Annotated in this window: 16 protein-coding genes; 8 read left to right on the top strand and 8 right to left on the bottom strand. The window is 71.5% G+C overall.

What is annotated here, in order from left to right; translation table 11 throughout:
* Nucleotides 1-56 precede the first annotated feature (56 nt).
* The gene (locus ACFVTX_RS15390; protein WP_386901588.1) at nucleotides 57-3,725 is read left to right on the top strand and encodes a proline dehydrogenase family protein; all 3,669 of its coding nucleotides are present in this window, start codon (nucleotides 57-59) and stop codon (nucleotides 3,723-3,725) included.
* A 142-nt stretch (nucleotides 3,726-3,867) separates the two neighbouring features.
* Here the strand turns inward: ACFVTX_RS15390 and ACFVTX_RS15385 are convergent, their stop codons facing one another.
* Together ACFVTX_RS15385 and ACFVTX_RS15380 are read right to left on the bottom strand one after the other, a co-directional pair.
* On the bottom strand, nucleotides 3,868-4,872 hold the full coding sequence (locus ACFVTX_RS15385; protein ID WP_386901587.1) for a hypothetical protein: 1,005 nt from the start codon (nucleotides 4,870-4,872) through the stop codon (nucleotides 3,868-3,870).
* Between the two features lie 94 nt (nucleotides 4,873-4,966).
* On the bottom strand, nucleotides 4,967-5,467 hold the full coding sequence (locus ACFVTX_RS15380) for an ATP-dependent zinc protease (protein ID WP_386901585.1): 501 nt from the start codon (nucleotides 5,465-5,467) through the stop codon (nucleotides 4,967-4,969).
* Nucleotides 5,468-5,493: 26 nt separating this feature from the next.
* Here ACFVTX_RS15380 and ACFVTX_RS15375 point away from each other — a divergent pair, with 26 nt between their 5' ends.
* The gene (locus ACFVTX_RS15375; RefSeq protein WP_386901583.1) at nucleotides 5,494-6,687 is read left to right on the top strand and encodes a RimK family alpha-L-glutamate ligase; all 1,194 of its coding nucleotides are present in this window, start codon (nucleotides 5,494-5,496) and stop codon (nucleotides 6,685-6,687) included.
* A gap of 37 nt (nucleotides 6,688-6,724) precedes the next feature.
* Here the strand turns inward: ACFVTX_RS15375 and ACFVTX_RS15370 are convergent, their stop codons facing one another.
* Genes ACFVTX_RS15370 through ACFVTX_RS15360 form a run of 3 tightly spaced genes read right to left on the bottom strand, consistent with a single transcriptional unit; the run spans nucleotide 6,725 to nucleotide 8,202 of the window.
* Nucleotides 6,725-7,099 carry a GntR family transcriptional regulator gene (locus tag ACFVTX_RS15370; protein WP_386901582.1) on the bottom strand — a complete coding sequence of 125 codons (375 nt, stop codon included), beginning with the start codon at nucleotides 7,097-7,099 and terminating at the stop codon, nucleotides 6,725-6,727.
* Between the two features lie 8 nt (nucleotides 7,100-7,107).
* Nucleotides 7,108-7,545, bottom strand: a complete 438-nt coding sequence (locus ACFVTX_RS15365; RefSeq protein WP_386901580.1) for an Lrp/AsnC family transcriptional regulator — start codon at nucleotides 7,543-7,545, stop codon at nucleotides 7,108-7,110.
* Between the two features lie 30 nt (nucleotides 7,546-7,575).
* Nucleotides 7,576-8,202 (bottom strand): TetR/AcrR family transcriptional regulator C-terminal domain-containing protein, encoded by a 627-nt coding sequence (locus ACFVTX_RS15360; RefSeq protein WP_386901579.1) that lies wholly within the window; start codon nucleotides 8,200-8,202, stop codon nucleotides 7,576-7,578.
* A gap of 134 nt (nucleotides 8,203-8,336) precedes the next feature.
* Here ACFVTX_RS15360 and ACFVTX_RS15355 point away from each other — a divergent pair, with 134 nt between their 5' ends.
* The 3 genes from ACFVTX_RS15355 (at nucleotide 8,337) to ACFVTX_RS15345 (ending at nucleotide 12,309) form a co-directional block, all read left to right on the top strand.
* The gene (locus tag ACFVTX_RS15355) at nucleotides 8,337-9,992 is read left to right on the top strand and encodes an amidohydrolase (RefSeq protein WP_386901577.1); all 1,656 of its coding nucleotides are present in this window, start codon (nucleotides 8,337-8,339) and stop codon (nucleotides 9,990-9,992) included.
* A 29-nt stretch (nucleotides 9,993-10,021) separates the two neighbouring features.
* The gene (locus ACFVTX_RS15350; RefSeq protein ID WP_386901575.1) at nucleotides 10,022-11,401 is read left to right on the top strand and encodes an APC family permease; all 1,380 of its coding nucleotides are present in this window, start codon (nucleotides 10,022-10,024) and stop codon (nucleotides 11,399-11,401) included.
* A gap of 104 nt (nucleotides 11,402-11,505) precedes the next feature.
* Nucleotides 11,506-12,309: an LLM class F420-dependent oxidoreductase gene (locus ACFVTX_RS15345; protein WP_386901573.1), complete on the top strand. Its 804-nt coding sequence runs from the start codon at nucleotides 11,506-11,508 to the stop codon at nucleotides 12,307-12,309.
* 4 nt (nucleotides 12,310-12,313) lie between these two features.
* On the opposite strand, the gene ACFVTX_RS15340 is transcribed toward ACFVTX_RS15345, so the two are convergent.
* Both ACFVTX_RS15340 and ACFVTX_RS15335 read right to left on the bottom strand, forming a co-directional pair.
* The gene (locus ACFVTX_RS15340; RefSeq protein ID WP_386901572.1) at nucleotides 12,314-13,072 is read right to left on the bottom strand and encodes a DUF4097 domain-containing protein; all 759 of its coding nucleotides are present in this window, start codon (nucleotides 13,070-13,072) and stop codon (nucleotides 12,314-12,316) included.
* A 209-nt stretch (nucleotides 13,073-13,281) separates the two neighbouring features.
* Nucleotides 13,282-17,028, bottom strand: a complete 3,747-nt coding sequence (locus tag ACFVTX_RS15335; RefSeq protein ID WP_386901571.1) for a S8 family serine peptidase — start codon at nucleotides 17,026-17,028, stop codon at nucleotides 13,282-13,284.
* A gap of 172 nt (nucleotides 17,029-17,200) precedes the next feature.
* Here ACFVTX_RS15335 and ACFVTX_RS15330 point away from each other — a divergent pair, with 172 nt between their 5' ends.
* The 3 genes from ACFVTX_RS15330 to ACFVTX_RS15320 are packed head-to-tail and all read left to right on the top strand — an operon-like array spanning nucleotide 17,201 to nucleotide 20,627.
* Entirely contained in the window at nucleotides 17,201-18,196 is a 996-nt protein-coding gene (locus ACFVTX_RS15330; protein ID WP_386901569.1) for a helix-turn-helix transcriptional regulator, read from the top strand.
* 47 nt (nucleotides 18,197-18,243) lie between these two features.
* The gene (locus tag ACFVTX_RS15325) at nucleotides 18,244-19,791 is read left to right on the top strand and encodes a peptide MFS transporter (protein WP_386901567.1); all 1,548 of its coding nucleotides are present in this window, start codon (nucleotides 18,244-18,246) and stop codon (nucleotides 19,789-19,791) included.
* Nucleotides 19,792-19,832: 41 nt separating this feature from the next.
* Nucleotides 19,833-20,627 carry a polyprenol monophosphomannose synthase gene (locus tag ACFVTX_RS15320; protein WP_386901566.1) on the top strand — a complete coding sequence of 265 codons (795 nt, stop codon included), beginning with the start codon at nucleotides 19,833-19,835 and terminating at the stop codon, nucleotides 20,625-20,627.
* Here the strand turns inward: ACFVTX_RS15320 and ACFVTX_RS15315 are convergent.
* A complete protein-coding gene (locus ACFVTX_RS15315; protein ID WP_386901565.1) occupies nucleotides 20,579-21,838 on the bottom strand; it encodes an ROK family protein in 1,260 nt (419 codons plus the stop codon). The two genes, ACFVTX_RS15320 and ACFVTX_RS15315, sit on opposite strands and share 49 nt — an antisense overlap.
* Between the last annotated feature and the right edge of the window lie 41 nt (nucleotides 21,839-21,879).

Raw genomic sequence — 21,879 nt, 5'->3', positions numbered from 1 at the left:
TCCGACGCGCGCGAACCCCCGGCGCGCTCGAAGAGAAGGACACTACCCTCGTGACCATGTCGAACGCCGCCACCGATGCCCGGCCGGATACCGATCACGTCGTCGCCCTCGTGCGCCGCTGGCTCGAAGAGAGCGCGAAATACCCGGTCGAGCCCGCCGCCGAGCGCCTCGCCGGCGTGCTGAAGGACCCGAACGGACTCGCGTTCACCGTCGGCTTCGTCGACGGCGTCATGCGCCCCGAAGACCTCGGCGTCGCCGGCCGCAACCTCGAGCAGGTCGCGAAGCTCACCCCGAAGTTCCTGCCCTGGTACCTGAAGGCCGCGATCCGCGTCGGCGGTGTCGTCGCGCCCGTGCTGCCCTGGGTCGTCATCCCGATCGCGCGCCGGGTGCTGCGCGCCATGGTCGGCCACCTCGTGCTCGACGCGACGCCCGAGAAGCTCGGCCCGGCGATCGCGAAGCTCCGCGAGTCGGGCAACCGCCTGAACCTCAACCTCCTCGGTGAGGCCGTGCTCGGCGAGCAGGAGGCCGACCGCCGCCTCTCGGGCACCTTCGAGTTCCTCGCCCGCGACGACGTCGACTACGTCTCCATCAAGGTGTCGTCGGTCGTCAGCCAGCTCTCGATGTGGTCGTTCGACGAGGCCGTCGCGAAGGTCGTCGCGAAGCTCACCCCCCTCTACGAGCTCGCTGCGGCGAGCGAGGCGCGCGGCAAGTCGAAGTTCATCAACCTCGACATGGAGGAGTACCGCGACCTCGACCTCACCATCGCGGTGTTCACGACCCTCCTCGACCAGCCGCAGCTGCGCGGGCTCGAGGCGGGCATCGTGCTGCAGACCTACCTGCCCGACGCGCTCGGCGCGATGCAGGAGCTCACCACCTGGGCGACCGCGCGTCGCGCGGGCGGCGGCGCCCCGATCAAGGTGCGCGTCGTGAAGGGCGCGAACCTCGCCATGGAGCACGTCGACGCCGCCGTGCACGGCTGGCCCGTCGCGACCTACTCGACCAAGCAGGACAGCGACACGAACTACAAGCGCGTGCTCGACTGGTCGATGACCCCCGAGCGCACGCACGCCGTGAAGCTCGGCGTCGCCGGCCACAACCTCTTCGACGTCGCCCACGCCTGGCTCACCGCACGCGAGCGCGGCGTCGAGCGCCAGGTCGAGTTCGAGATGCTGCTCGGCATGGCGACCGGTCAGGCCGAGGCCGTGCGCGGCGACGTCGGCAACCTCCTCCTCTACACGCCCGTCGTGAACCCCACCGAGTTCGACGTCGCGATCGCCTACCTGATCCGCCGCCTGGAGGAGAACGCCAGCCAGGACAACTTCATGTCGGCCGTGTTCGAGCTCGCCGCGAACGAGGCCCTGTTCGAGCGCGAGCGCGCACGCTACGAGCGTTCGCTCAAGGCGCTGCTGGGCGAGCCGGATGCCACGGTGCCGGCGCCGAACCGCACGCAGAACCGCCGCACCGAGTGGGACGGCGACGCGCTCGCCGCCGCAGCGGGCGCCGTGTCGGCCGCCCCGGCGCCCGGCGCAGAGCACGGCGAGGACGCCTCGCTCACGAGCGTCGTGCTCGGCATCACGCGCGGCTCGTCGGGAACCCAGCTGAGCGACGACGTGGCATCCGAGTTCGCCGAGACGGCCGACGCCGTCCCGCCGGCCGCGCCCGCGGGGCCCGGCGTCACGCCCGGCTTCAGCAACGAACCCGACACCGACCCGGCGCTCGCGGCGAACCGCGAGTGGGGTCGCCGCATCCTCGCCCGGGTGCCCGACACGCAGCTCGGCTTCGACACGATCGCCGCCGCCCGCGTCGACGACCTCGGCACCCTCGAGCGCATCATCGAGACCGCCGCCGCCCGCGGCAAGGTGTGGGGCGAACTGCCCGGCGCCGAGCGCGCCGCCGTGCTGCACCGTGCGGGCCTCGCGCTCGCCGCGAACCGCGACCGCCTCATCGAGGTGATGGCGGCCGAGACCGGCAAGACCATCGCCGAGGCCGACCCCGAGATCAGCGAGGCCATCGACTTCGCCCACTACTACGCCGAGCGCGCCCGCGAGCTCGACCACGTGCAGGGCGCGACGTTCGTGCCGTCGAAGCTGACCGTCGTGACCCCGCCGTGGAACTTCCCCGTCGCGATCCCCGCCGGCGGTGTGCTCGCCGCGCTCGCAGCCGGGTCGGGCGTCGTCATCAAGCCCGCGAAGCTCGCGCAGCGTTCGGGTGCCGTCATGGTCGAGGCGCTGTGGGAGGCGGGCATCCCGCGCGACCTCCTCGCCCTCGTCGACATCGGCGAACGCGAGCTCGGCAAGCAGCTCGTCTCGCACCCCGCGGTCGACCGCGTCATCCTCACCGGCGCCTACGAGACGGCCGAGCTGTTCCGCTCGTTCCGCGAAGACCTGCCCCTGCTCGCCGAGACGAGCGGCAAGAACGCGATCATCGTGACGCCGTCGGCCGACCTCGACCTCGCCGCCTCCGACGTCGTGAAGAGCGCCTTCGGGCACGCGGGCCAGAAGTGCTCGGCAGCCTCGCTCGTGATCCTCGTCGGCTCCGTCGCGAAGTCCGAGCGGTTCCACCGCCAGCTCGTCGACGCGGCCACCTCGCTGCGGGTCGGCTACCCGGCCGACGCGCAGAGCCAGATGGGCCCGATCATCGAGCCCGCGAACGGCAAGCTGCTGCACGCCCTCACCCAGCTCGGCATCGGCGAGGAGTGGCTCGTCGAGCCCAAGCCGCTCGACGGCAGCGGCAAGCTGTGGTCGCCCGGCGTGCGCGCGGGCGTCGCACCAGGCTCGTACTTCCACCTCACCGAGTTCTTCGGCCCCGTGCTCGGCATCATGCACGCGAAGGATCTCGACGAGGCGATCCGCCTGCAGAACGCCGTCGACTACGGCCTCACCGCGGGTCTGCACTCGCTCGACGCCGAGGAGCTCGCGACCTGGCTCGACAAGGTCGAGGCGGGCAACCTCTACGTCAACCGCGGTATCACCGGCGCGATCGTCGAACGCCAGCCCTTCGGCGGGTGGAAGCGCTCCGCCGTCGGCGCGGGCGCCAAGGCCGGCGGCCCGAACTACCTGTTCGGCCTCGGCGACTGGGTGCCGTCGAGCGGCACCTCGTCGAGCTCGCTGCACCTGCGCGGACTCGAGCGACGCGTCAGCGACCTCATCGAGGCGTCGCAGTCGGCGCTCGACTACGAGTCGTTCGACGTGCTGCGCCGTTCGGCGCTCAGCGACGAGGTCGCCTGGGCCGAGGAGTACGGCACCGTGAAGGACGTCTCGGGCGTCGGCGTCGAGCGCAACCTCTTCCGCTACCGTTCGCTGCCGGTGGCCGTGCGCATCGGCGAGCAGGCGACGCTCGCCGAGGGGCTCCGCGTCATCGCCGCGGGTCTCCTCGCGAAGTCGGCGTTCACCGTCTCGTCGGCCGTCGAACTGCCGAAGGGCGTGCGCACGCTGCTCGCCGCCCGCGACATCCGGGTCGCCCGCGAGGGCGACGCGGCGTGGCTCGAGCGGGTGCGCGCGGGCCGTGCGGTCGCGCTCGGCGGCGCGAGCCGCGTGCGCCTCGTCGGCGGGGATGCCTCGGCGCTCGCCTCGGCACTCGGCGGCACGCCCGACGTGGCGGTGTGGTCGCACGCCGTGACGCCGTCGGGTCGGGTCGAGCTGCTGCCGTTCCTGCACGAGCAGGCGATCTCGATCACGAACCACCGCTTCGGCAACCCGACGACCCTGTCGGACGGGGTGATCTGAGCCCAGTCCGTCGGTCGAGGAGGCCGCGACGGAGGAGCAGCCGTCTCGAGACCGCTGTTTGCTCGGTGCGAATCACGTGATCAGGATGAGCCGGTCGGCACGCCCGCAGCCGCGGGTGCCGGCCGGCTCATCCTGTTGAGCGCTACGCCGCCGGCTCTGCCGACGGCGTCGTGGCGCGGCGGAACGTCAGCACCTCGTCGCGCTTGGACCGGTCGAGCTCGAACCCGAGGTCGACGAGCCGCCCGCGCACGCGCCTCGGCAGCTCGGGCAGTTCGGAGGTGAATCCCGGCCTGCTCTTCGAGATGCCCGTGATGAGCGAGAGGTCGAGGTTCGCGCCGCGCAGCTCGATGCGGGCGTAGTCGCTGCGGCAGCGCCAGACGAGCTCGTCGAGCTGGTCGAACTTCACGACGGTCGCCGACGGCTCGGTCGCCGTCGCGGCGCCCGAGCTCGTACGCAGCCACAGCCGGTCGTCGCCGAACCCGATCGTGCAGTCGAGCGTGCGCCGCTGCACGATCGCCATGTAGATGACGTACGCGGGCAGCGCGAGCACGACGCCGACGACGAAGATCGCGAAGCGCGGACCGAGCTGCATGATGTAGTCGTCGAGGGCGATGAGTGCGACGACGGCGATGGCGCCCACCACCGCGACGATCAGCACGATCGCGGTCGTGAGGGCGCGCATCGTCATCGGCACCGCCGTGAAGCGCACCTCCGAGCCGCGACCGGTCTCGGCGCGCACCCATTCAGGAGTGACCCGTGCGGGCCGCTTCTTCGAGGGGCGCCCGACCGCCCAGGTGATGCGATGGATGAGGCCGAGCCAGATCCACCCGGCGGCGGGGATGGTGGCGAACTGCGCGATGATGAACGCGATCTTGATCGGCTCGGGTGCGGTCTCGAGCAGCGGCTGACCGACGTCGACCATCAACCAGACGAGCGCCCCCGCCACGACCGCGCCGATCACATGCACGATCACCCCGTTGCGCTCGGGCGTCATGCGGAACGTCAGGTTCACGAACGAGAACCCGCACAGCCACCCGCCGACGAGCATCAGCACGTACGGCACGAACTCCATGCCCTGCCCGGTGACGAACCACGGCACGGTCAGCGCGAAGCACAGCGCCGCCCACACGAGCGGGCTGCGCAGCATCCGCCCGACGACGCCGAGTCGCCGAGAAGTGCTCTTCAGCGGCGAGGTTGCAGCGCTTTCTGGCGACTCGCGTGAGTCGAGGGGGCGCACCCGGCTACTCGCGCCCGCGATTGCGACGGCGGATGCCACGGGGCGCGCGCCCGCCGACGAACGACTGGGCCGAGTCGACGACGAACCCCTGCCGCAGGGCCTCGCGGCCGATGAGCATGCGGAACCCCATCTCGTCGCGGTTCGTCAGCGTGACCTCGGCGGTCACGGTGCGCTCCTGCAGCACGAGGTCGAGGAGCACGACGATGCGCTCCTCGGTGTGGCCCGACGACGACCGCACCTGGCGCCGGTCGTGCACGGGCAGTTCGACGACGACTGCGTCGTCGTCGCTCTCCTGCCAGGGGCGGATGCCGAAACGCACGCGGCCGAGCGACGACCCGCCCGAGGCATCCGACGGGCCGGGCAGTTCTTCGACGTCGAAGGCGTGCAGCGACGAGGTGCGCGCACCCGTGTCGAGCTTCGCCTTGATCCAGGGGACGCCGGCATTCGGCAGGCTCACCCATTCGCGCCACCCGGCGATGGTGCTTGAATGGGATTCCGCGTTCACTCGACCATCTTGGCAGGGCTCCACCGATGAAACTCGCGATCCTCTCGCGCGCGCCGCAGGCGTACTCGACTCAGCGACTGCGCGCCGCCGCGCTCCAGCGCGGTCATCAGGTGAAGGTGCTCAACACCCTGCGCTTCGCGATCGACCTCTCGGGGCCCGAGCCCGACCTGCAGTTCCGCGGGCGTCCGCTCTCCGACTACGACGCGATCCTGCCGCGCATCGGCAACTCGATCACCTACTTCGGCACGGCCGTGGTGCGCCAGTTCGAGCAGATGGACGTGTACACGCCGAACACGGCGAACGGCATCTCGAACGCGCGCGACAAGCTGCGCGCGAACCAGATCCTTTCGCGCCACAACATCGCGCTGCCGCCGACGGCGTTCGTGCGCAACCGCGCCGACGTGCGGCCCGCGATCGAGCAGGTCGGCGGGGCGCCCGTCGTCATCAAGCTGCTCGAGGGCACGCAGGGCATCGGCGTCATCCTCGCCCCGCAGGTGAAGGTCGCCGAGGCGATCATCGAGACGCTGCACTCGACGAAGCAGAACGTGCTCATCCAGAAGTTCATCGCCGAGAGCCGCGGTCGTGACATCCGTGCCCTCGTCGTCGGCGACCGCGTCGTCGCCGCGATGCGCCGCGTTGCGAACGGCGACGAGTTCCGCTCGAACGTGCACCGCGGCGGCAGCGTCGAGCCGGTCGAGCTCACCCCCGAGTACGAGCTCGCGGCCGTGCGCTCGGCGCAGATCATGGGCCTCAAGGTCGCGGGCGTCGACATGCTCGAGGGCAACGACGGCCCGCTGGTGATGGAGGTCAACTCCTCGCCGGGCCTGCAGGGCATCGAGACGGCCACGAACCTGGATGTCGCGGGCGCCATCATCGACTACATGGCGAACCAGGTCGCGTTCCCCGAGATCGACGTGCGCCAGCGGCTCACGGTCTCGACCGGGTACGGCGTCGCCGAGCTGCTCGTGCACGGCAACGCCGACCTCGTCGGCAAGACCCTCGGCGAGTCGGGGCTGTGGGAGCGCGACATCACGGTGCTCACCCTGCACCGCGGCACGACCGTCATCCCGAACCCGCGCAAGGGCGTCGTGCTCGAGGCCGACGACCGCCTGCTGTGCTTCGGCAAGCTGGAGGAGATGCGCTCGATGATCCCCGAGCGCCGGCGTCGCCGGGCGAAGGTGCGGAAGCTCCCGAAGCAGCCGATCCCGGTCGCCGAGTAGGGCAGGCGCCTCGACGCCGCCGGGCGATCGAGTCGAGTCAGTCGGCGTCGAGGGCCGCGTTCACGATCGCGCGGGCGGCGGATGCCTCGACCCCGAGCCTGCGGGAGAGCGCCGCGTAGTCGGCCGCGGCCTGCTGCAGCCGCCGCTCGCCCGGGTCGCCGTGCTCGGCGACGAACGTGCCGTTGCGCCCGCGCCCCTCGAGGACGCCGTCGGCCTCGAGTGCCTTGTACGCCTTCGCGACGGTGTTCACCGCGAGCCCGAGTTCGTCGGCGAGGCCGCGCACGGTCGGGAGCTTGGAGCCGGGGGCGAGCCGGCCGTCGGCGACCGCGGCGATGACGGCGCCGCGCAGCTGCTCGAAGGGCGGGACGGCCGAGGCCGGGTCGATCGAGAGGCCGAAGCCCGTGGCATCCATGCGAACGCTCAGTCGCGGTGCCGGTTGACGAGGCGCGACAGCACGATCGCGCTGCGCGTGTGGTCGACGTTGGGCGCGATGCGGACGCGTTCGAGGGCGTCTTCGAGCGAGGCGATGTCGCGGGCGCGGATCTGCACGATCGCGTCGGCGCTGCCGGTCACGGTGCCGGCGTAGACGACCTCGGGCACGTCCTGCAGGATGCGCTTGAGCTCGTCGGGGGCGACGGTGCCGCGGCAGAACAGTTCGACGTACGCCTCGGTCGACATGCCGTCGACGGTGGGGTCGACCTGGATCGTGAAGGAGCGGATGACGCCGTCGGCGACGAGCCGGTCGACGCGTCGCTTCACCGCGGAGGCGCTGAGCCCGACGGACGAACCGATGTCGCCGTACCCGGCCCGGGAATTCTGCCGGAGCAGGTCGAGAATGGCGCGATCGAGGTTGTCCATTCTGGGAGTGTATGCGGGTTCTTTGCGCTGTTACACCCTTGCGCGCGGGATTCGTGCGGCGTGCTGCGTGCGGAGGCCGTCGAGGAGGGCTCGGATGCCGAGTTCGAAGGCGGCCGTCGCGTTCGTCGAGGCGGTGAAGCGGGGGTCGAGGGCGGCGTGCAAGGTCGTGAGCTCGGCGGGCACCGTGGCCTGGTCGAGGAGGTCGCCTGGGGCCTCGATGTCGAGCGCCGAGCCGAGCACGTGCGCTTCGACGGTGCGCATGACGGCGACCGCGTCGCGCAGCGGCCACCCGGCTTCGACGAGGGCGCCGATGACGCGGTCGTAGAACGCGAGGGTCGAGCGGTCGCGGATGGGGGTCGTCGCGAGGAGGCGGATGACGTTCGGGTGGGCGGCGAACGCGGTGAGGTAGGAGCGCGCCCACGCCTCGAGCGCGACGTCCCACGGTTCGTCGGCGAAGGCGGAGGCGTCGATGCCGGCGACGATGCGGGCGCGCACGTGCTCGATGAGCTCGTCGCGGCTGCCGACGTGGTTGTAGAGCGAGGAGACCTGTCGGTCCACGCGGGCGGCGAGTGTGCGCATGGTGAGGGCGTCGCTGCCCTGCTCGTCGATGATCGCGAGGGCGGCGGTGACGAGCTGTTCGCGATTGATCGTCGCCATCGGATCCTCCCCGCCTCTTCCGTCAGCCCTGCCGAGAGTGTAGCCTCACACCACTCGGTACGAACAGTGTTCGTACGAACATTGTTCGCAACGTCGCGGTCATTCGACCCGGCGGTCCACGAAGGCAACGAAGCATGACGACGACCCATTTCTCCGGCGGAACGATCTGGCGCGGCGAGGGCGCGCCCACGGCGCACACCCTGTTCGTGCAGGACGGCGCGATCGTCGCGTTCGACGACGAGGCGGATGCCGCGGCCGACGCCGCACTCCAGAACGGCCCCGTCGAGGCGGTCGACCTCGACGGCGGGTTCCTCATGCCCTCGTTCGGCGACGGGCACGCCCACCCGCTCTTCGGCGGCCTCGAGGCCGAAGGCCCCGCCGTGCGCGACTGCCGCACCGTCGACGAGATCGTCGCCGCGGTCGCCGACTACGCCGCGACCCACCCCGACCACGAGTGGATCATCGGCGCCTCCTACGACCCGAGCCTCGTCGAGGAGGGGCTCTTCGACGCGCGCTGGCTCGACGCCGCCGTCGCCGACCGCCCCGTCGTGCTGCGCGCCTACGACTACCACACGGTGTGGGTGAACTCGCGGGCCCTCGAGCTCGCCGGCATCGACGCCGACACCCCCGAGCCCGTGCTCGGCGAGATCACCCGCCGCGCCGACGGCAGCCCGCTCGGCACCCTGCGCGAGTGGGGCGCCGTCGACCTCATCCTCGACGCCGCCGGCGTGCGGCCCGCCGAGGAGCGCCTGCGCGCCCTCCAGCGTGCGGGGGAGTACTACCTCGCGCAGGGCGTCACCTGGGTGCAGGACGCCTGGGTGGAACCGGGCGACGTCGACAGCTACGTCGACGCGGCGGCGCGTGGCATCCTGCCCGTGCGATTCAACCTCGCGCTCTACGCCGACCCGCGCCGCTTCGCCGCGCAGCTGCCCGTCATGCGCGCGTCGCGCCGCCGCGTCGAGGAGCTGGGCTCGCCGATGCTCACCGCCAACACCGTGAAGTTCTTCGCCGACGGGGTCATCGAGTCCGAGACGGGCGCGCTGCTCGAGCCCTACTGCACCGGCCTCCACGACCACGGCGACCGCAAGCTCGGCATGACCGTGTGGCCGGGCGACGACCTCGCCGAAGCCGTGCGGGCGGTCGACGCGGCCGGGTTCCAGGTGCACATCCACGCGATCGGCGACGCCGCCGTCCGGCAGGCCCTCGACGCGATCGAACGCGCGATGGACGTGAACGGCCCCCGCGACCGGCGCCCCGTCATCGCGCACGCCCAGCTCGTCGACGACGCCGACCTCGCCCGCTTCGCCGAACTCGGCGTCATCGCCTGCATGCAGCCGCTGTGGGCGCAGCTCGACGGGCTCATGACCGTGCTCACCGTGCCCCGCCTCGGGCAGGAGCGCGCCGACCGGCAGTACCGCATGCGCACCCTCGACGACTCGGGCGCCGTGCTCTCCTTCGGCTCCGACTGGCCCGTGAGCTCCGGCGCGCCGCTCGACGGCCTCGCGATCGCCGTGTCGCGGCAGACCGCGGAGGGCGTGCCCGCCGGCGGGTGGACTCCCGGCGAGATCCTGCCGGTCGCCCGCGCCCTCGACGCGTACTCGACCTCCGTCGCCCACCAGGCGTTCGCCGACGAGGCATCCACCCCATGGGGTCGCATCGAACCCGGTGCGAGCGCCGACCTCGTGCACCTCGCGCGCGACCCGCGCGAGGTGCAGGCCGGCGAGCTCGCCGGCCTCCCCGTCATCGCCACCTATCTCGCAGGAAGTCCCCGATACCGCGCCGCAATGTAGCCGCGCACCACGAAAGGATCCCCCCGTCCATGTCCCGTCCCAGAACCCCCGAACCGCTGATCACCCCGACCGAGGCCACCGCGCAGGTGACCCAGGGCCGCTTCAAGCGGGTGCTCGGCACCCCCTCGCTCGTGCTGTTCGGGCTCGTCTACATGGTGCCGCTCACCGTGTTCACGACCTACGGCATCGTCACCCAGCTCACCGGCGGGCGCGTGCCCCTCGCGTACCTCATCACGCTCGTCGCGATGGTGTTCACCGCCCGCTCGTACGCGCGCATGTCGGTCGCCTACCCGTACGCAGGTTCTGCGTACGTGTACACGCAGCGCAGCTTCGGCGGGGCCGTCGGGTTCCTGTCGGGCTGGGCTCTGCTGCTCGACTACCTGTTCCTGCCGATGATCAACTACCTCGTGCTCGGCATCTACCTGTCGGCGTCGTTCCCCGGCATCCCCGCGTGGGTGTTCGTCGTCGCGGCGATCGCCCTCGTGACGGTGCTCAACGTCGTCGGCATCGTCTCGGTGAACCGCACGAACCTCGTCATCATCGCCGTGCAGACGATCTTCATCGTCGTGTTCCTCGCGCTCGCATTCTCGACGGCCGCCGGCAACGCGGTCGACCCGCTGCTGCCGTTCACGGGCGACGGCACCGTCGAGGGCTTCGGCGCGCTGTTCGCCGGAGCCGCGATCCTCTGCCTCTCGTTCCTCGGCTTCGACTCGGTCTCCACGCTCGCCGAGGAAGCGAAGGACGCGAAGCGCAGCGTGCCGCGCGCGATCATGATCACGACGCTCACGGCCGGGGCGATCTTCATCGTCATCTCGTACGCCGCGCAGCTCGTGTTCCCGTCGAACGCGTTCACCGACGTCGACTCGGCGGGCCTCGATGTCGTGGCCGCCGCGGGAGGCGAATGGCTGTCGACGCTGTTCATCGCGGGCTACGTCGCCGGTGCGACCGGCTCGGCGCTCACCTCGCAGGCCTCGGTCGCCCGCATCCTCTTCGCGATGGGGCGCGACGGCGTGCTGCCGCGCTCGGTGTTCGGCCGCCTCAGCAAGCGCTTCGGAACGCCCGTCATCGCGGTGCTCATCGTCTCGGCGATCTCGATGCTCGCGCTCGTGTTCGACCTCATGCTGCTCAGCGAGATGATCAGCTTCGGCGCGCTCATCGCGTTCTCGGTCGTGAACCTCTCGGTGATCAAGCACTACTTCATCGACGGCCGCGAGCGCTCGGGCCTCGCGGTGCTCAACAACCTCGTGCTGCCGCTCATCGGCTTCGCGCTGACGGTGTGGCTGTGGACGAGTCTCTCGGGCCGCACGTTCATCATCGGCCTCTCGTGGCTCGCTGTCGGCGTGATCATCCTCGCGATCGTGACGCGCGGCTTCCGCCGCCCGACGCCGATGCTCGACCTCAAGGAGTGAGCCGGCCGGTCGAGTAGCGCGAAGCGCGTATCGAGGCCATGGTCCTCATTGTCTCGATACGCTCCGCTACTCGACCGACCCGCTGCCAGCCATAGGCTGTCCGCATGCCCTACGACGACCGCGTGCGCCTCGGCGTGCAGTTGCAGCCCGAGCATGCCGAGTACGGCGCGATCCGCGACGCCGTGCTGCGGCTCGAAGAGCTCGGGGCCGACCTCGTCTTCAACTGGGACCACTTCTTCCCGCTCCACGGCGACCGCGAGGGCCGGCACTTCGAGGCGTGGACGATGCTCGGCGCCTGGGCCGAGCAGACCGAGCGCATCGAGTTCGGCACGCTCGTGAACTGCAACTCGTACCGCAACGCCGACCTGCAGGCCGACATGGCCCGTACCCTCGACCACATCTCGGCGAAGGGCACGGGCGTGGGGCGCTTCGTGTTCGGCACGGGCGCCGGCTGGTTCGAGCGCGACTACGCGGAGTACGGCTACGAGTTCGGCACCCGCGGGTCGCGGCTCGACGCGCTCGCCGAGGCGCTGCCCCGCATCGAGGCCCGCTGGGGGAAGCTCAACCCGGCGCCGACCCGGCCCATCCCCGTCATGATCGGCGGCAAGGGCGAGCAGAAGACCCTGCGGATCGTCGCGAAGCACGCCGACATCTGGCACTCCTTCGTCGCGCCCGAGGAGATCGCGCACAAGCTCGACGTGCTGCGTCGCTGGGGCGACGAGGTCGGGCGGGATGTCACGGAGATCACGATCTCGAACGAGCTCGACCGCCACGGGCTCGACGTCGAGCACGCCGATGCCCTCTTCGACGCGGGCGTGCGGCTCTTCACGATCGGCGTCGACGGGCCCGACTACGACCTCGGGCCGGTGAAGCGCTGGCTCGCCTGGCGCGACGCCCGCAACGGCTGAGCGCTCAGTCGCCCGAACCGCCCGTCGCCCGCCCGACGCGGATCGACCCGTTCGAGGTCGAGAGGTCGAGCACGAACTCCCCGTCGGCGAGGTCGTCGATGTCGACGTCGACCGAGCCGTTCGACGTGTCGGTCTCGACCCGGTAGCCGCCCTCTGCGTTCGGCACGGCGAGGTCGATCGAGCCGTTCGAGGTGTGCGCCTCGACGCGCTGCGGCACCGACAGTCGCAGCTCGATGCCGCCGTTCGAGGTCTCGGCCGAGATGCCGTCGCCCGCGAGACCGCGGCCTTCGATGCGCCCGTTCGAGGTGCTCGCCTCGACGGAGCCCGTGACGTCGTCGAGCTCGATGCGCCCGTTCGACGTCTCGACCTCGACGTCGCCGACACCGGTGAGGGTGATCGCGCCGTTCGAGGTCGCCCCGCGTACCTCGACACCCGCGGGCACTTCGACGGTGTAGTCGACCGAGCAGTTGCGGCCGCAGCCGCCGAGCACGAGCGTCTCGCCCTGCATCTCGAACGTCTCGTCGATCTCGCGCTCGCCGCGGTACGACACGGTTCGCGAGACGGAGACGCCCGTGGTGCCGGCGCTGCCGGTGATCGTGATGCTGCCCTCGGGGTGCTCGATCTCGATCGCCTGCACCTGCGCGTCGAGAGCCGTGTCGTCGCTGAACTGTTCGAGCGGGGCGAGCCAGGCGCATCCGCCCATCGCCAGCGCCGCCGTCGTCGCGACCGCGACGATCGCGCCCGCCCGTGCTGTGCGCTTCATCCGAGACATCGTCTTCCCCATTCGCCGGTGGGCGGAAACCGCCGCCCACGAGCGATGCTAGCCATGCCGCCGCGCGGGCGAACGGGGGCTGGCCCCCGTTTCTCGCGGGGGGAGTGGGCGCGCGCCGCCCGACGAACGAACGGCCCCGCGGCCGCCCGGACTCGAGAGTCCGAGCGGCCGCAGGGCCGTCCCGTCGGGCGCAGCGGTGATCAGCGCACGTCGTACGCCCGGACCACGGTCTGCGTCACCGAGTTGCCGTTGCTGTCGGTGATCGTCACGCGAACGCTCACCGGCCGGCCGGATGCACCGGAGTGGTCGACGACGGCGACCCACTCGCCGTCCTTCTCGGCGGTCGGGGCGTCGACCCAGGTCACCCCGTCGGTGGAGGTGGCGAGGTTCGCGCTCGTGATCGTGCCGGGCGTGTAGCCCGCGTGACCGGTGACGCTCAGCTGCAGTTCCTGCCCGGCCTTCGCCGCGAGCGTCTTCATCCCGTCCTCGGGGAGGTCGACGCGGGGGAACATGACCGCCAGGCCCTGCGAGTGGACGTTCTCGTCGAGCTGGGAGCGGAACTTCCAGACCGTCGTCACCTCGGTGGAGCGCTGCCAGGTCGCCAGCTGGCCGCCGATCTTCTGGGTGTACAGCTCCAGCTCGTACTCCGCGTCGTCGGCGGGGACCTCGAACACGTCGGAGGTGTAGATCGATCGCCCGATCTCCTCGCCGTTCCGACGCAGCTTGAGGTTGCCGATGTCGCCGAACGAACCCTGGCCGGCCCAATGACCGGAACCGTCGGCCCACATGCCGCTCGCGAAGCCGATCAGGTTGCCCTGTCGCTCGGCGGCCAGCATCACCTCGCCCGTGTACGACTCCATGGCGGAGGGGCTGACGACCCCGTCGTACCAGCTGTCGGAGCGCACGCTGCCCGGTTCGTACCCGCGCAGTTCATCGAGCATCACCTCGCCGAACGGGAAGTACCCGAGCACGGCCGACTGCCACCGGACGCCACCGGCGGCCGTGTAGAGCTCGGTGCGGGTCGAAGGCGCCTGCACCGGCTGGAACGAACCCACCGAGACGCCGTAGCCGGCGGCGTCGACCGCGGAGGCCATGTCGAGACGCTCGACCGCCGCGCCCATCGCCTGGTAGGTGGCCTCGGTTCGCCCGAGCTTCTTGTCGCGTACGACGAACTGCTTGGCATCGGTGAACGGGGTGTCCTGGCTGAACGCGAGGTTGTAGACGAACGGGCTCGACGCGGTGAAGTCCCACTGCAGCTCGACCGGGCCGGCAGCGAGCCGGGCCTGCAGCGCAGCGGCCTCTTCGGACGGAATCGCGTACGCCGGCAGCTGGGCGCCCGCGCCGGTCTTGGGCTGCCAGCGCCCGGTCGCGGCGTGGAAGGCCAGCACGGCCTTCGCTCCCGCCGCGTGCGCTGCGGACACCGCGGCCTGGACCGAAGTGGCGCCGTCGGCGATGCGCACGAGTGCGATCTTCCCGGCGACGTCGGCAGTCGCGAGTTCGGCGGCGGTGCCGTTGCCCGCGTCGGCGACGGGCAGTCGTCCCGTTCCCGAGAGGTTGTTCGCGGAGTAGCTCGCCGGAGTCGGGTGCAGCTCGTCGCCGCCGACCACCGACAGATCGTCGATGAGCGGTGCGGCGTTGCGCCAGAAGTGCCGGAACTCGAACTCGCCGTCGCGCGCCCTGCCCTGCACGTCGGCGTAGACCGCGTTCACGGTGGAGGTCGCGGTGAGCGTGCCCGAGTGGCGCCACGTGTCGTCCCAGCTGCGCACGAAGGCGAGGCTCATGGCCCGGGTCTCACTGGGACGATCGGTCTTCACGGTGATGCGCTCGGCGTCGCGGGCGTCGAGCACGACGGTCGTGTCCTCCGAGATCTTGAGCTCGGGCCGTGCCAGGTAGCTGACCGAGTCGACGAGCTTCGTGGTGCCCTCGGCATCGGGGGTGGCGACGAAGCTCGAGACGAAGTAGCGCCCGGGGCGGACCTCGACGACGTGTTCCCCTGCGCCGCCGTTGGCCCGGCGACTGCCGCTGCTCGTGTCGATGTTGACGATGTCGAGCGACGACGCGCCGCTCGCGGGGTTGCCGTTGCGGTCGATGACCTTGACGGTCACGCGCACGGTCTCGGGCTGCACGTACAGCGAGAACGGCGTCGAGACGTCGGCGTCGCCGGTGGCGACGATCCGGCCGGTGACGTCGCCGTACTGTTCGGCGGCCAGCTTCGCCGCCGGGTTCACCCGCAGCGGCACGGTCGCCGTCGCGCCCGGTTCGATCGTCACGGTGTCCTGCTCGAGCGTCGCGAGCTTGCCCTTCACGGGCGACCCGTCGTTGCCGGTGACCCCCTCGACCTCGAGCCGCAGCGTCACCGCAGCGTCCGAGAGGTTCGTGTACGGCACGTCGATCGTGACGGCCTCGTCGTTCGCGTGCGGCCAGTCGAAGGTGCCCGCCTGCAGCGCTGGTGCACCGGTCACCGTCTCGTTCACCGCCGCGATCACGTCGAGGCGGCCGCCGCCGGTCTCGCGGACGTCGCCGGGGATGTCGGTCTCGGCCGACGACACGAGGGCGGCCTTGAGCTGCTCGCCGTCCCACTCGGGGTGGCGCTGCTTCAGGATCGCGGCCGCTCCCGAGACGTGCGGCGTCGCCATGGACGTGCCGGACATGGACTGGTACGCGTACTGGCCGCGTCCGCCGCTCGCCGCGGCGGAGATGCCGACGCCGGGCGCCGTGATCTCGGGCTTCAGCACGTGGGTGCCCTCGATCGGCCCGCGGCTGGAGAACACCGCGGTGCTGTCGTCGCGGTCGACCGCGCCGACCGTCAGCACCGACGGCGCGCAACCGGGGGAGGAGATCGTGTTGTTGCCGGGGCCGACGTTGCCGGCCGCGACGACGAAGAGGCTGTCGCTGCTCGCCGAGAGGGACTCGGCGGCCATCGCCATCGGGTCGACGCAGCCGTCGGCCGGGCCGGAGTTGCCGAGGCTCATCGACACGATGTCGGCGCCCTGTGCGACGGCCCACTCCATGCCCGCGATGATGCCGGACGTCGAGCCGGAGCCGGCGTCGGAGAGGACCTTGCCGACGAACAGCTCGGCCTGCGGTGCGACGCCGCGCTTCGCTCCGTCGCTGGCCGCGCCGGTGCCGCCGACGGTCGAGGCGACATGGGTGCCGTGCCCGTTGCCGTCGTTCCACGACCCCGAGTCGGTGAAGTCAGCGCCCGCGACGATGCGGCCCTGGAGGTCGGGGTGCTCGGCGTCGGCGCCGGTGTCGAGGACGGCGACGGTCGAGCCCGCACCTTCGAGCCCGGCCGCCCAGGCTGCCGGCGCATTGACCTGCGCGGTCGACTGGTCGAGCGTCGCTTCGACCTTGCGGTCGAGCCAGAGCTTCTCGATCGAGCCGGCTGAGCGGCTCTCGGGGGCGGTGAGGTCGGCCCAGAAGTCCGTGGCGGTCGCCTTGTCCGCGCTGAGCGCGGCGCTGCCGATCGAGGCGAGCACGACGCCGGTCTCGGCGCCGCGGGGCGTCACCGTCGCCGCAGCGGGATCGGCGTACTGCGCGATGAGCGGCAGCGAGTCGCTGTGAGCGTCGTCGTAGCCCTGCCGCACCAGGCCGGTGACGTTGAAGAGCTCCTCGTCGAGCTTGCCGGCGGCCAGCGCCTCGACCACGTCGGCCGGATAGACGTAGACGTCGTCGCCGACCTGGCGGGTCTCCACGAGCGGCTGCGAGCCGTCTTCGCGGGGGAGGACCGCGACGGTGCTGCCGTTGGTTACGACGACCCGGTCGCCGTTGACCAGGGTGACCGTGACGGGCGGCTCGGCCTTCTTGCCGAGCCAGGCGGCGCTGCCGACGATCGGGGGCTGCTCGTCGGCTCCGTTCGGTTCGACGGCATGGGACGGGCTTGCGGTGGTTGCGACCAGCACGGCGGCAGTGGCCGCGGTGATGGTGCTACGCCAGATGGGGCGCATCGGTTTCCTTCCTTCTGGGGAGCCCACGACGACGGCCGGATCGGCTTGCGTCTGCTGGGCTTGGCCGTCAGGCTCGCAGAATCGGCGGCCCGAACGGGAGAATGGGGCAGGCGGGAGTACGCCGTGGCCGCTACCCGCCACCCTGAGACATCCGCGGCCGAGGAGTGTTCGCATGCTGTCAGCCATCGGGCTCGACGATGGCGAGGAAGCCGTCTACCGACTGCTGCTCGCGCTCGGCGCAGCCGACGTCGGCCACCTGCATCGGCGACTCGGCATGGGCGAGGGCGAGGTCGGGCGGCGGCTGCGGGCGCTGGAGCAGAGCGGACTGGCCACGCAGTCCTCGGTCGAGTCCGGTGGGCGCTGGGTGGCGGCGCCCCCGGGGGTGGCACTGCGTCCGCTCCTCATCCAGCAGCGGATCGAGCTCGAGCAGGCCGAGCTGACCGCGGTCGCGCTCGCCGAGGAGTACCTCGCCGAGGCCGCCGAGTCGGACGCCCGTGATCTCGTCGAGGTGGTCGTCGGCGCCGCGGCCGTGTCGCAGCGGTTCCTGCAATTGCACCTGGGCGCCGCGCGCGAGGTCATGTCGTTCGTGACCGAGCACTCGGTGGCGGTGTCGGGCCCCGACAACGAAGCCGAAGGCGTGGCCGTCTCGCGCGGCGTCTCGTACCGGGTCGTGGTCGAACGCGCCGTGCTCGATTCGCCGGCGGACTTCGCGGAGGTCTCGGCCGCGCTCGGACCCGACGTCGTCGTCCGGGTGGTCGATCGCGTGCCGTCGAAGCTCATGATCGCCGACCGGAACCTCGCGATGGTGCCCCTGAACGGCAGCGGCAACGACTCCGAGCCGGCCGCCCTCGTGATCCACGCCAGCGGGCTGGTCGACTCGCTGTCGGGTCTGTTCGAGTCGGTCTGGCGGGATGCCACGCCCCTCGTGCTCGGCGGTCCGGGCTCCGATGAGGTGGTCGAGGGCGAGAGCGGTCTCGACGCGCTGGACCTCCAGATCATGTCGCTCCTCCTCGGCGGATTCACCGATGCGAGCATCGCGAAGCACCTCGACATGGGGCTGCGCACCGTGCAGCGGCGCGTCGGCGGGCTCATGCAGCTCGCCGGGGTGTCGAGTCGGCTGCAGCTCGGGTGGCATGCCTCCGAGCGCGGCTGGATCGTTCGCGACTGACGATCCGGGAGTCGCCGCCGGAGGGGGCTCCGGTAGGCTTGACCGACATGGGCAGTGTCACAGAACCGGCCCCGGGGGAGTACGGCCCGCCTGAGCCAGGCGTGGCCGACGGCGGAGAGCGCGACACCCGGGGAGACCACGGCTTCCTGGGGCAGCCTCGACCGCTCGTCCACATCTTCGGGGTGGAGATGTGGGAGCGGTTCAGCTTCTACGGCATGCAGGGCATCCTGCTGCTGTACCTGTACTACTCGGCCGCCGAGGGCGGCCTCGGCATGGACAAGGCCGTCGCGGCGGGCATCGTCGGCGCGTACGGCGGAGCCGTGTACCTCTCGACCGTGCTGGGGGCGTGGATCGCCGACCGCCTGCTCGGCTCCGAGAAGGTGCTGTTCGCGAGCGCCATCGTCATCATGGCCGGGCACATCGCCCTCGCCCTGCTGCCCGGCTTCTGGGGCGTCGGCGTCGGCCTCGTGCTCGTCGCATTCGGCTCGGGCGGGCTGAAGGCCAACGCGACGACCGTCGTCGGCACGCTGTACTCGGCGAAGGACTCCCGTCGTGACGCGGGCTTCTCGATCTTCTACCTCGGCATCAACCTCGGCGCGTTCTTCGGGCCGATCCTCACGGGGTTGCTGCAGAACACCTTCACCGCCGAGAACGGCTACCCGCCGGCGCTCGGGTTCCACCTGGGCTTCGGGCTCGCGGCGGTCGGCATGGGCTTCGGCCTGCTGCAGTACTCGTTCGGTCGCAAGGGCCTCCCGCCTGAGGCATCCGTCGTGCCGCACCCGCTGCCGCGCTCGAAGTTCGGCCTCGCGATCGCGATCGCCGTGGCCGCCGTCATCGCGATCGCGGTGCTCGTGCTCACCGGGCTCATCACCGCCGAGAACCTCGTGACCTGGGTCATCGGGGGCACCGTCGTCGCGGCGGTCTCGATGTTCGCGGTGATCCTGTCGAGCAAGCACATCGAGCACGTCGAACGCCGCCGGGTCTACGGCTTCATCCCGCTGTTCATCGCGAGCGTGGCGTTCTGGTCGCTGTACCAGCAGCAGTTCACGGTGCTGACGATCTACTCCGACGAGCAGTTGGACCGCACGATCTTCGGATGGACGATGCCCGTCTCGTGGGTGCAGTCGATCAACCCGATCTTCATCATCGTCCTCTCGGGCGTGTTCGCCGCGATCTGGACGAAGCTCGGCGACCGGCAGCCCTCGACGCCGATCAAGTTCGCCCTCGGCACGGCGATCATGGGTGTAGCGTTCCTGCTGTTCCTGCCGTTCGCCGACGGCGGTGCGAACTCGACGCCGCTGCTCTGGATGGTGCTCATCCTCTTCGTGTTCACGATCGCCGAACTGCTGCTCTCGCCCGTCGGGCTCTCGGTCACGACGAAGCTCGCGCCGTCGATCTTCCACGCGCAGATGGTCGCCCTGTTCTTCCTGTCGGTCGCGCTCGGCACCGCGATCGCGGGCCAGCTGGGTGCGTTCTACACGCTCGTGAACGAGGCGACCTACTTCGGCGTGCTCGGGGCGATCGCGATCGTGCTGGGCCTCGCGCTCGCCGTCGGCAGCCGCGGCGTGCTGAAGCTCATGTCGGGGGTGCGCTGAGTCGGCGCGCGCGACCGGCGTGAGCGGTTACGATTCGAGGGATGTCCCGACCGCTCGTGGTGATCCCCACGTACAACGAACGTGAGAACCTCGCCACCATCGTGGGCCGGGTGCGCACGGCGGTTCCGGATGCCTCGGTGCTCGTCGTCGACGACGCCTCGCCCGATGGCACCGGGGTGCTCGCCGACGAGCTCGCCGCCGCCGACAGCGCCGTCAACGTGCTGCACCGGGCAGGCAAGGAGGGGCTGGGTGCGGCGTACCTCGCCGCCTTCGACTGGGCACTCTCGCACGGCTACGACCCGATCGTGCAGATGGACGCCGACGGTTCGCACCAGCCCGAGCAGCTGCCCGCGATGCTCGCCGCTCTCTCGGGCGTCGACCCCGCCGGCGAGCCCGTCGACCTCGTGATCGGCTCGCGCTGGGTCGCGGGCGGCGCGATCGAGAACTGGCCGAGGCGTCGTCAGCTGCTCTCGCGCGGCGGCAGCGCCTACGCCCGCTGGGTGCTGCGGCTGCCGACGCGCGACGTGACCGCCGGGTACCGGGTGTTCCGCGCCGACGCACTGCGCCGGGTTCCGCTCGAGGATGTGCACACCCGCGGCTACGGGTTCCAGGTCGACATGCTCTGGCACGCTCGCGAGGCGGGCCTCACGATCACCGAGGTGCCGGTGACCTTCGTCGAACGCGAGCACGGCCGCTCGAAGATGAGCCTCGGCATCGTCGTCGAGGCGATGCTCCATGTCACCGCATGGGGGATCGCGAGTCGTTTCGGGCGCGAGCGCCGAGCCGCTCAGCCGGCCAGCAGCGACGGCTCGGCCACGAGGCGCTCGCGCGCCTGACGACGTGCGCCGGCGAACGCCGCCCACGGCCCGAGCCGTGCGGGCGCCAGGGTCGGGATCGCCTCGAGCGCCCCGCCGCCGATGGACGGACGGTTCGCGCGGAACGCGGCCTCGATGTCGTCGATCAGCACCCCCCAGTACCCGCCGACGATGACGGCCGACGGGTCGAGCGTCGGCACGACGAGCTGCAGCGCGCGACCCACCCAGTGCGCGGCGTCGAGCCACGACCAGCGGGCGCGGTCGTCGGCGGCCTCGACCCGGGCGATGAGCTCGGCGAGGGCGGCGGCGCGTCCGTTCGTCGCGGCGAACTCGGCGAGCCCGGCGCGTTCGAGCACGAGCTCGGGGGAGGCGACGGTGGCGAGGCAGCCCAGCTGTCCGCAGCGGCATCGCGCCCCGCCGGGAACGACCGGGAGGTGCGCGAACGTCGCGGCGAGGCCGTGCGCGCCCGCGAGCGGTCGCCCGCCCGAGATCGCGGCGGCCGTCACGGCGTCGTCGCCCGCGAGGTACAGGAGCTCGTCGATGCCCGGCAGCTCGGCGTGCTCGGCGTACGCGGCGGCCGCCGCGGCCGGCTGCATCGTGATCGGCAGGGACAGGCGCGGCTCGAGTTCGGCGAGGCTCGGCGCGAGCAGGCGAAGGGCGCCGAGCACATCGACCGGTTCGGCGCCCAGTCGCGCGTCGGTCACGACGACGGCCGGGCGCCCGACGACGGCGCCGTCGACGAGCACGGTCAGTTCGGCGATCGGATGCCCCGCGCGCTGCGCCTTGGCCACGGCGCGGGTGATGACGATCGCGAGGAGCTCGAGCGGGTCGGCCGCGCCGCCGTCGGGCACGGTCAACGGTTCGACGAAGCGCGCGATCTCGTGCCCGCTCAGGGTGGCGACGGTCGCGATCGCCTCGTCGGGCGCGAGCATCGCGGTGACGAGCACCCGGTCGGCGGCGGTGAGGGCGAGCGGCGCGGCCCGGCCGTCGCCCGACGCCGCGGCGTCGCCGGGGCGGAGCACCCCGGCGTCGAGGAGGCGCGAGGTGAGCCCAGCGATCGTGCCGCGACCGAGCCCCGTCGCCGACGCGAGCTCGGAGCGGGTGGCCGGCCCGTGCACGACGAGATGGTCGAGCAGTCTGGCCGACTGCTCGCGGTGCACCGCGTCGAGCGGGCCGGTGCTCGTCGAGACGCCTGAGGTGCTGGGAGCCGAGGTGTCGCCGGACGCCGTCATGTCGCCAGCATGCTGCGCAGAGCCGTCCGGGCCGTATCCCC

Origin of the sequence: Agromyces sp. NPDC058136 (assembly GCF_042884375.1) — a bacterium.
Lineage (GTDB): Bacteria > Actinomycetota > Actinomycetes > Actinomycetales > Microbacteriaceae > Agromyces.
The sequence above is the reverse complement of the archived record's forward strand: the minus strand, read 5'-3'. Positions and strand labels throughout refer to the sequence as shown.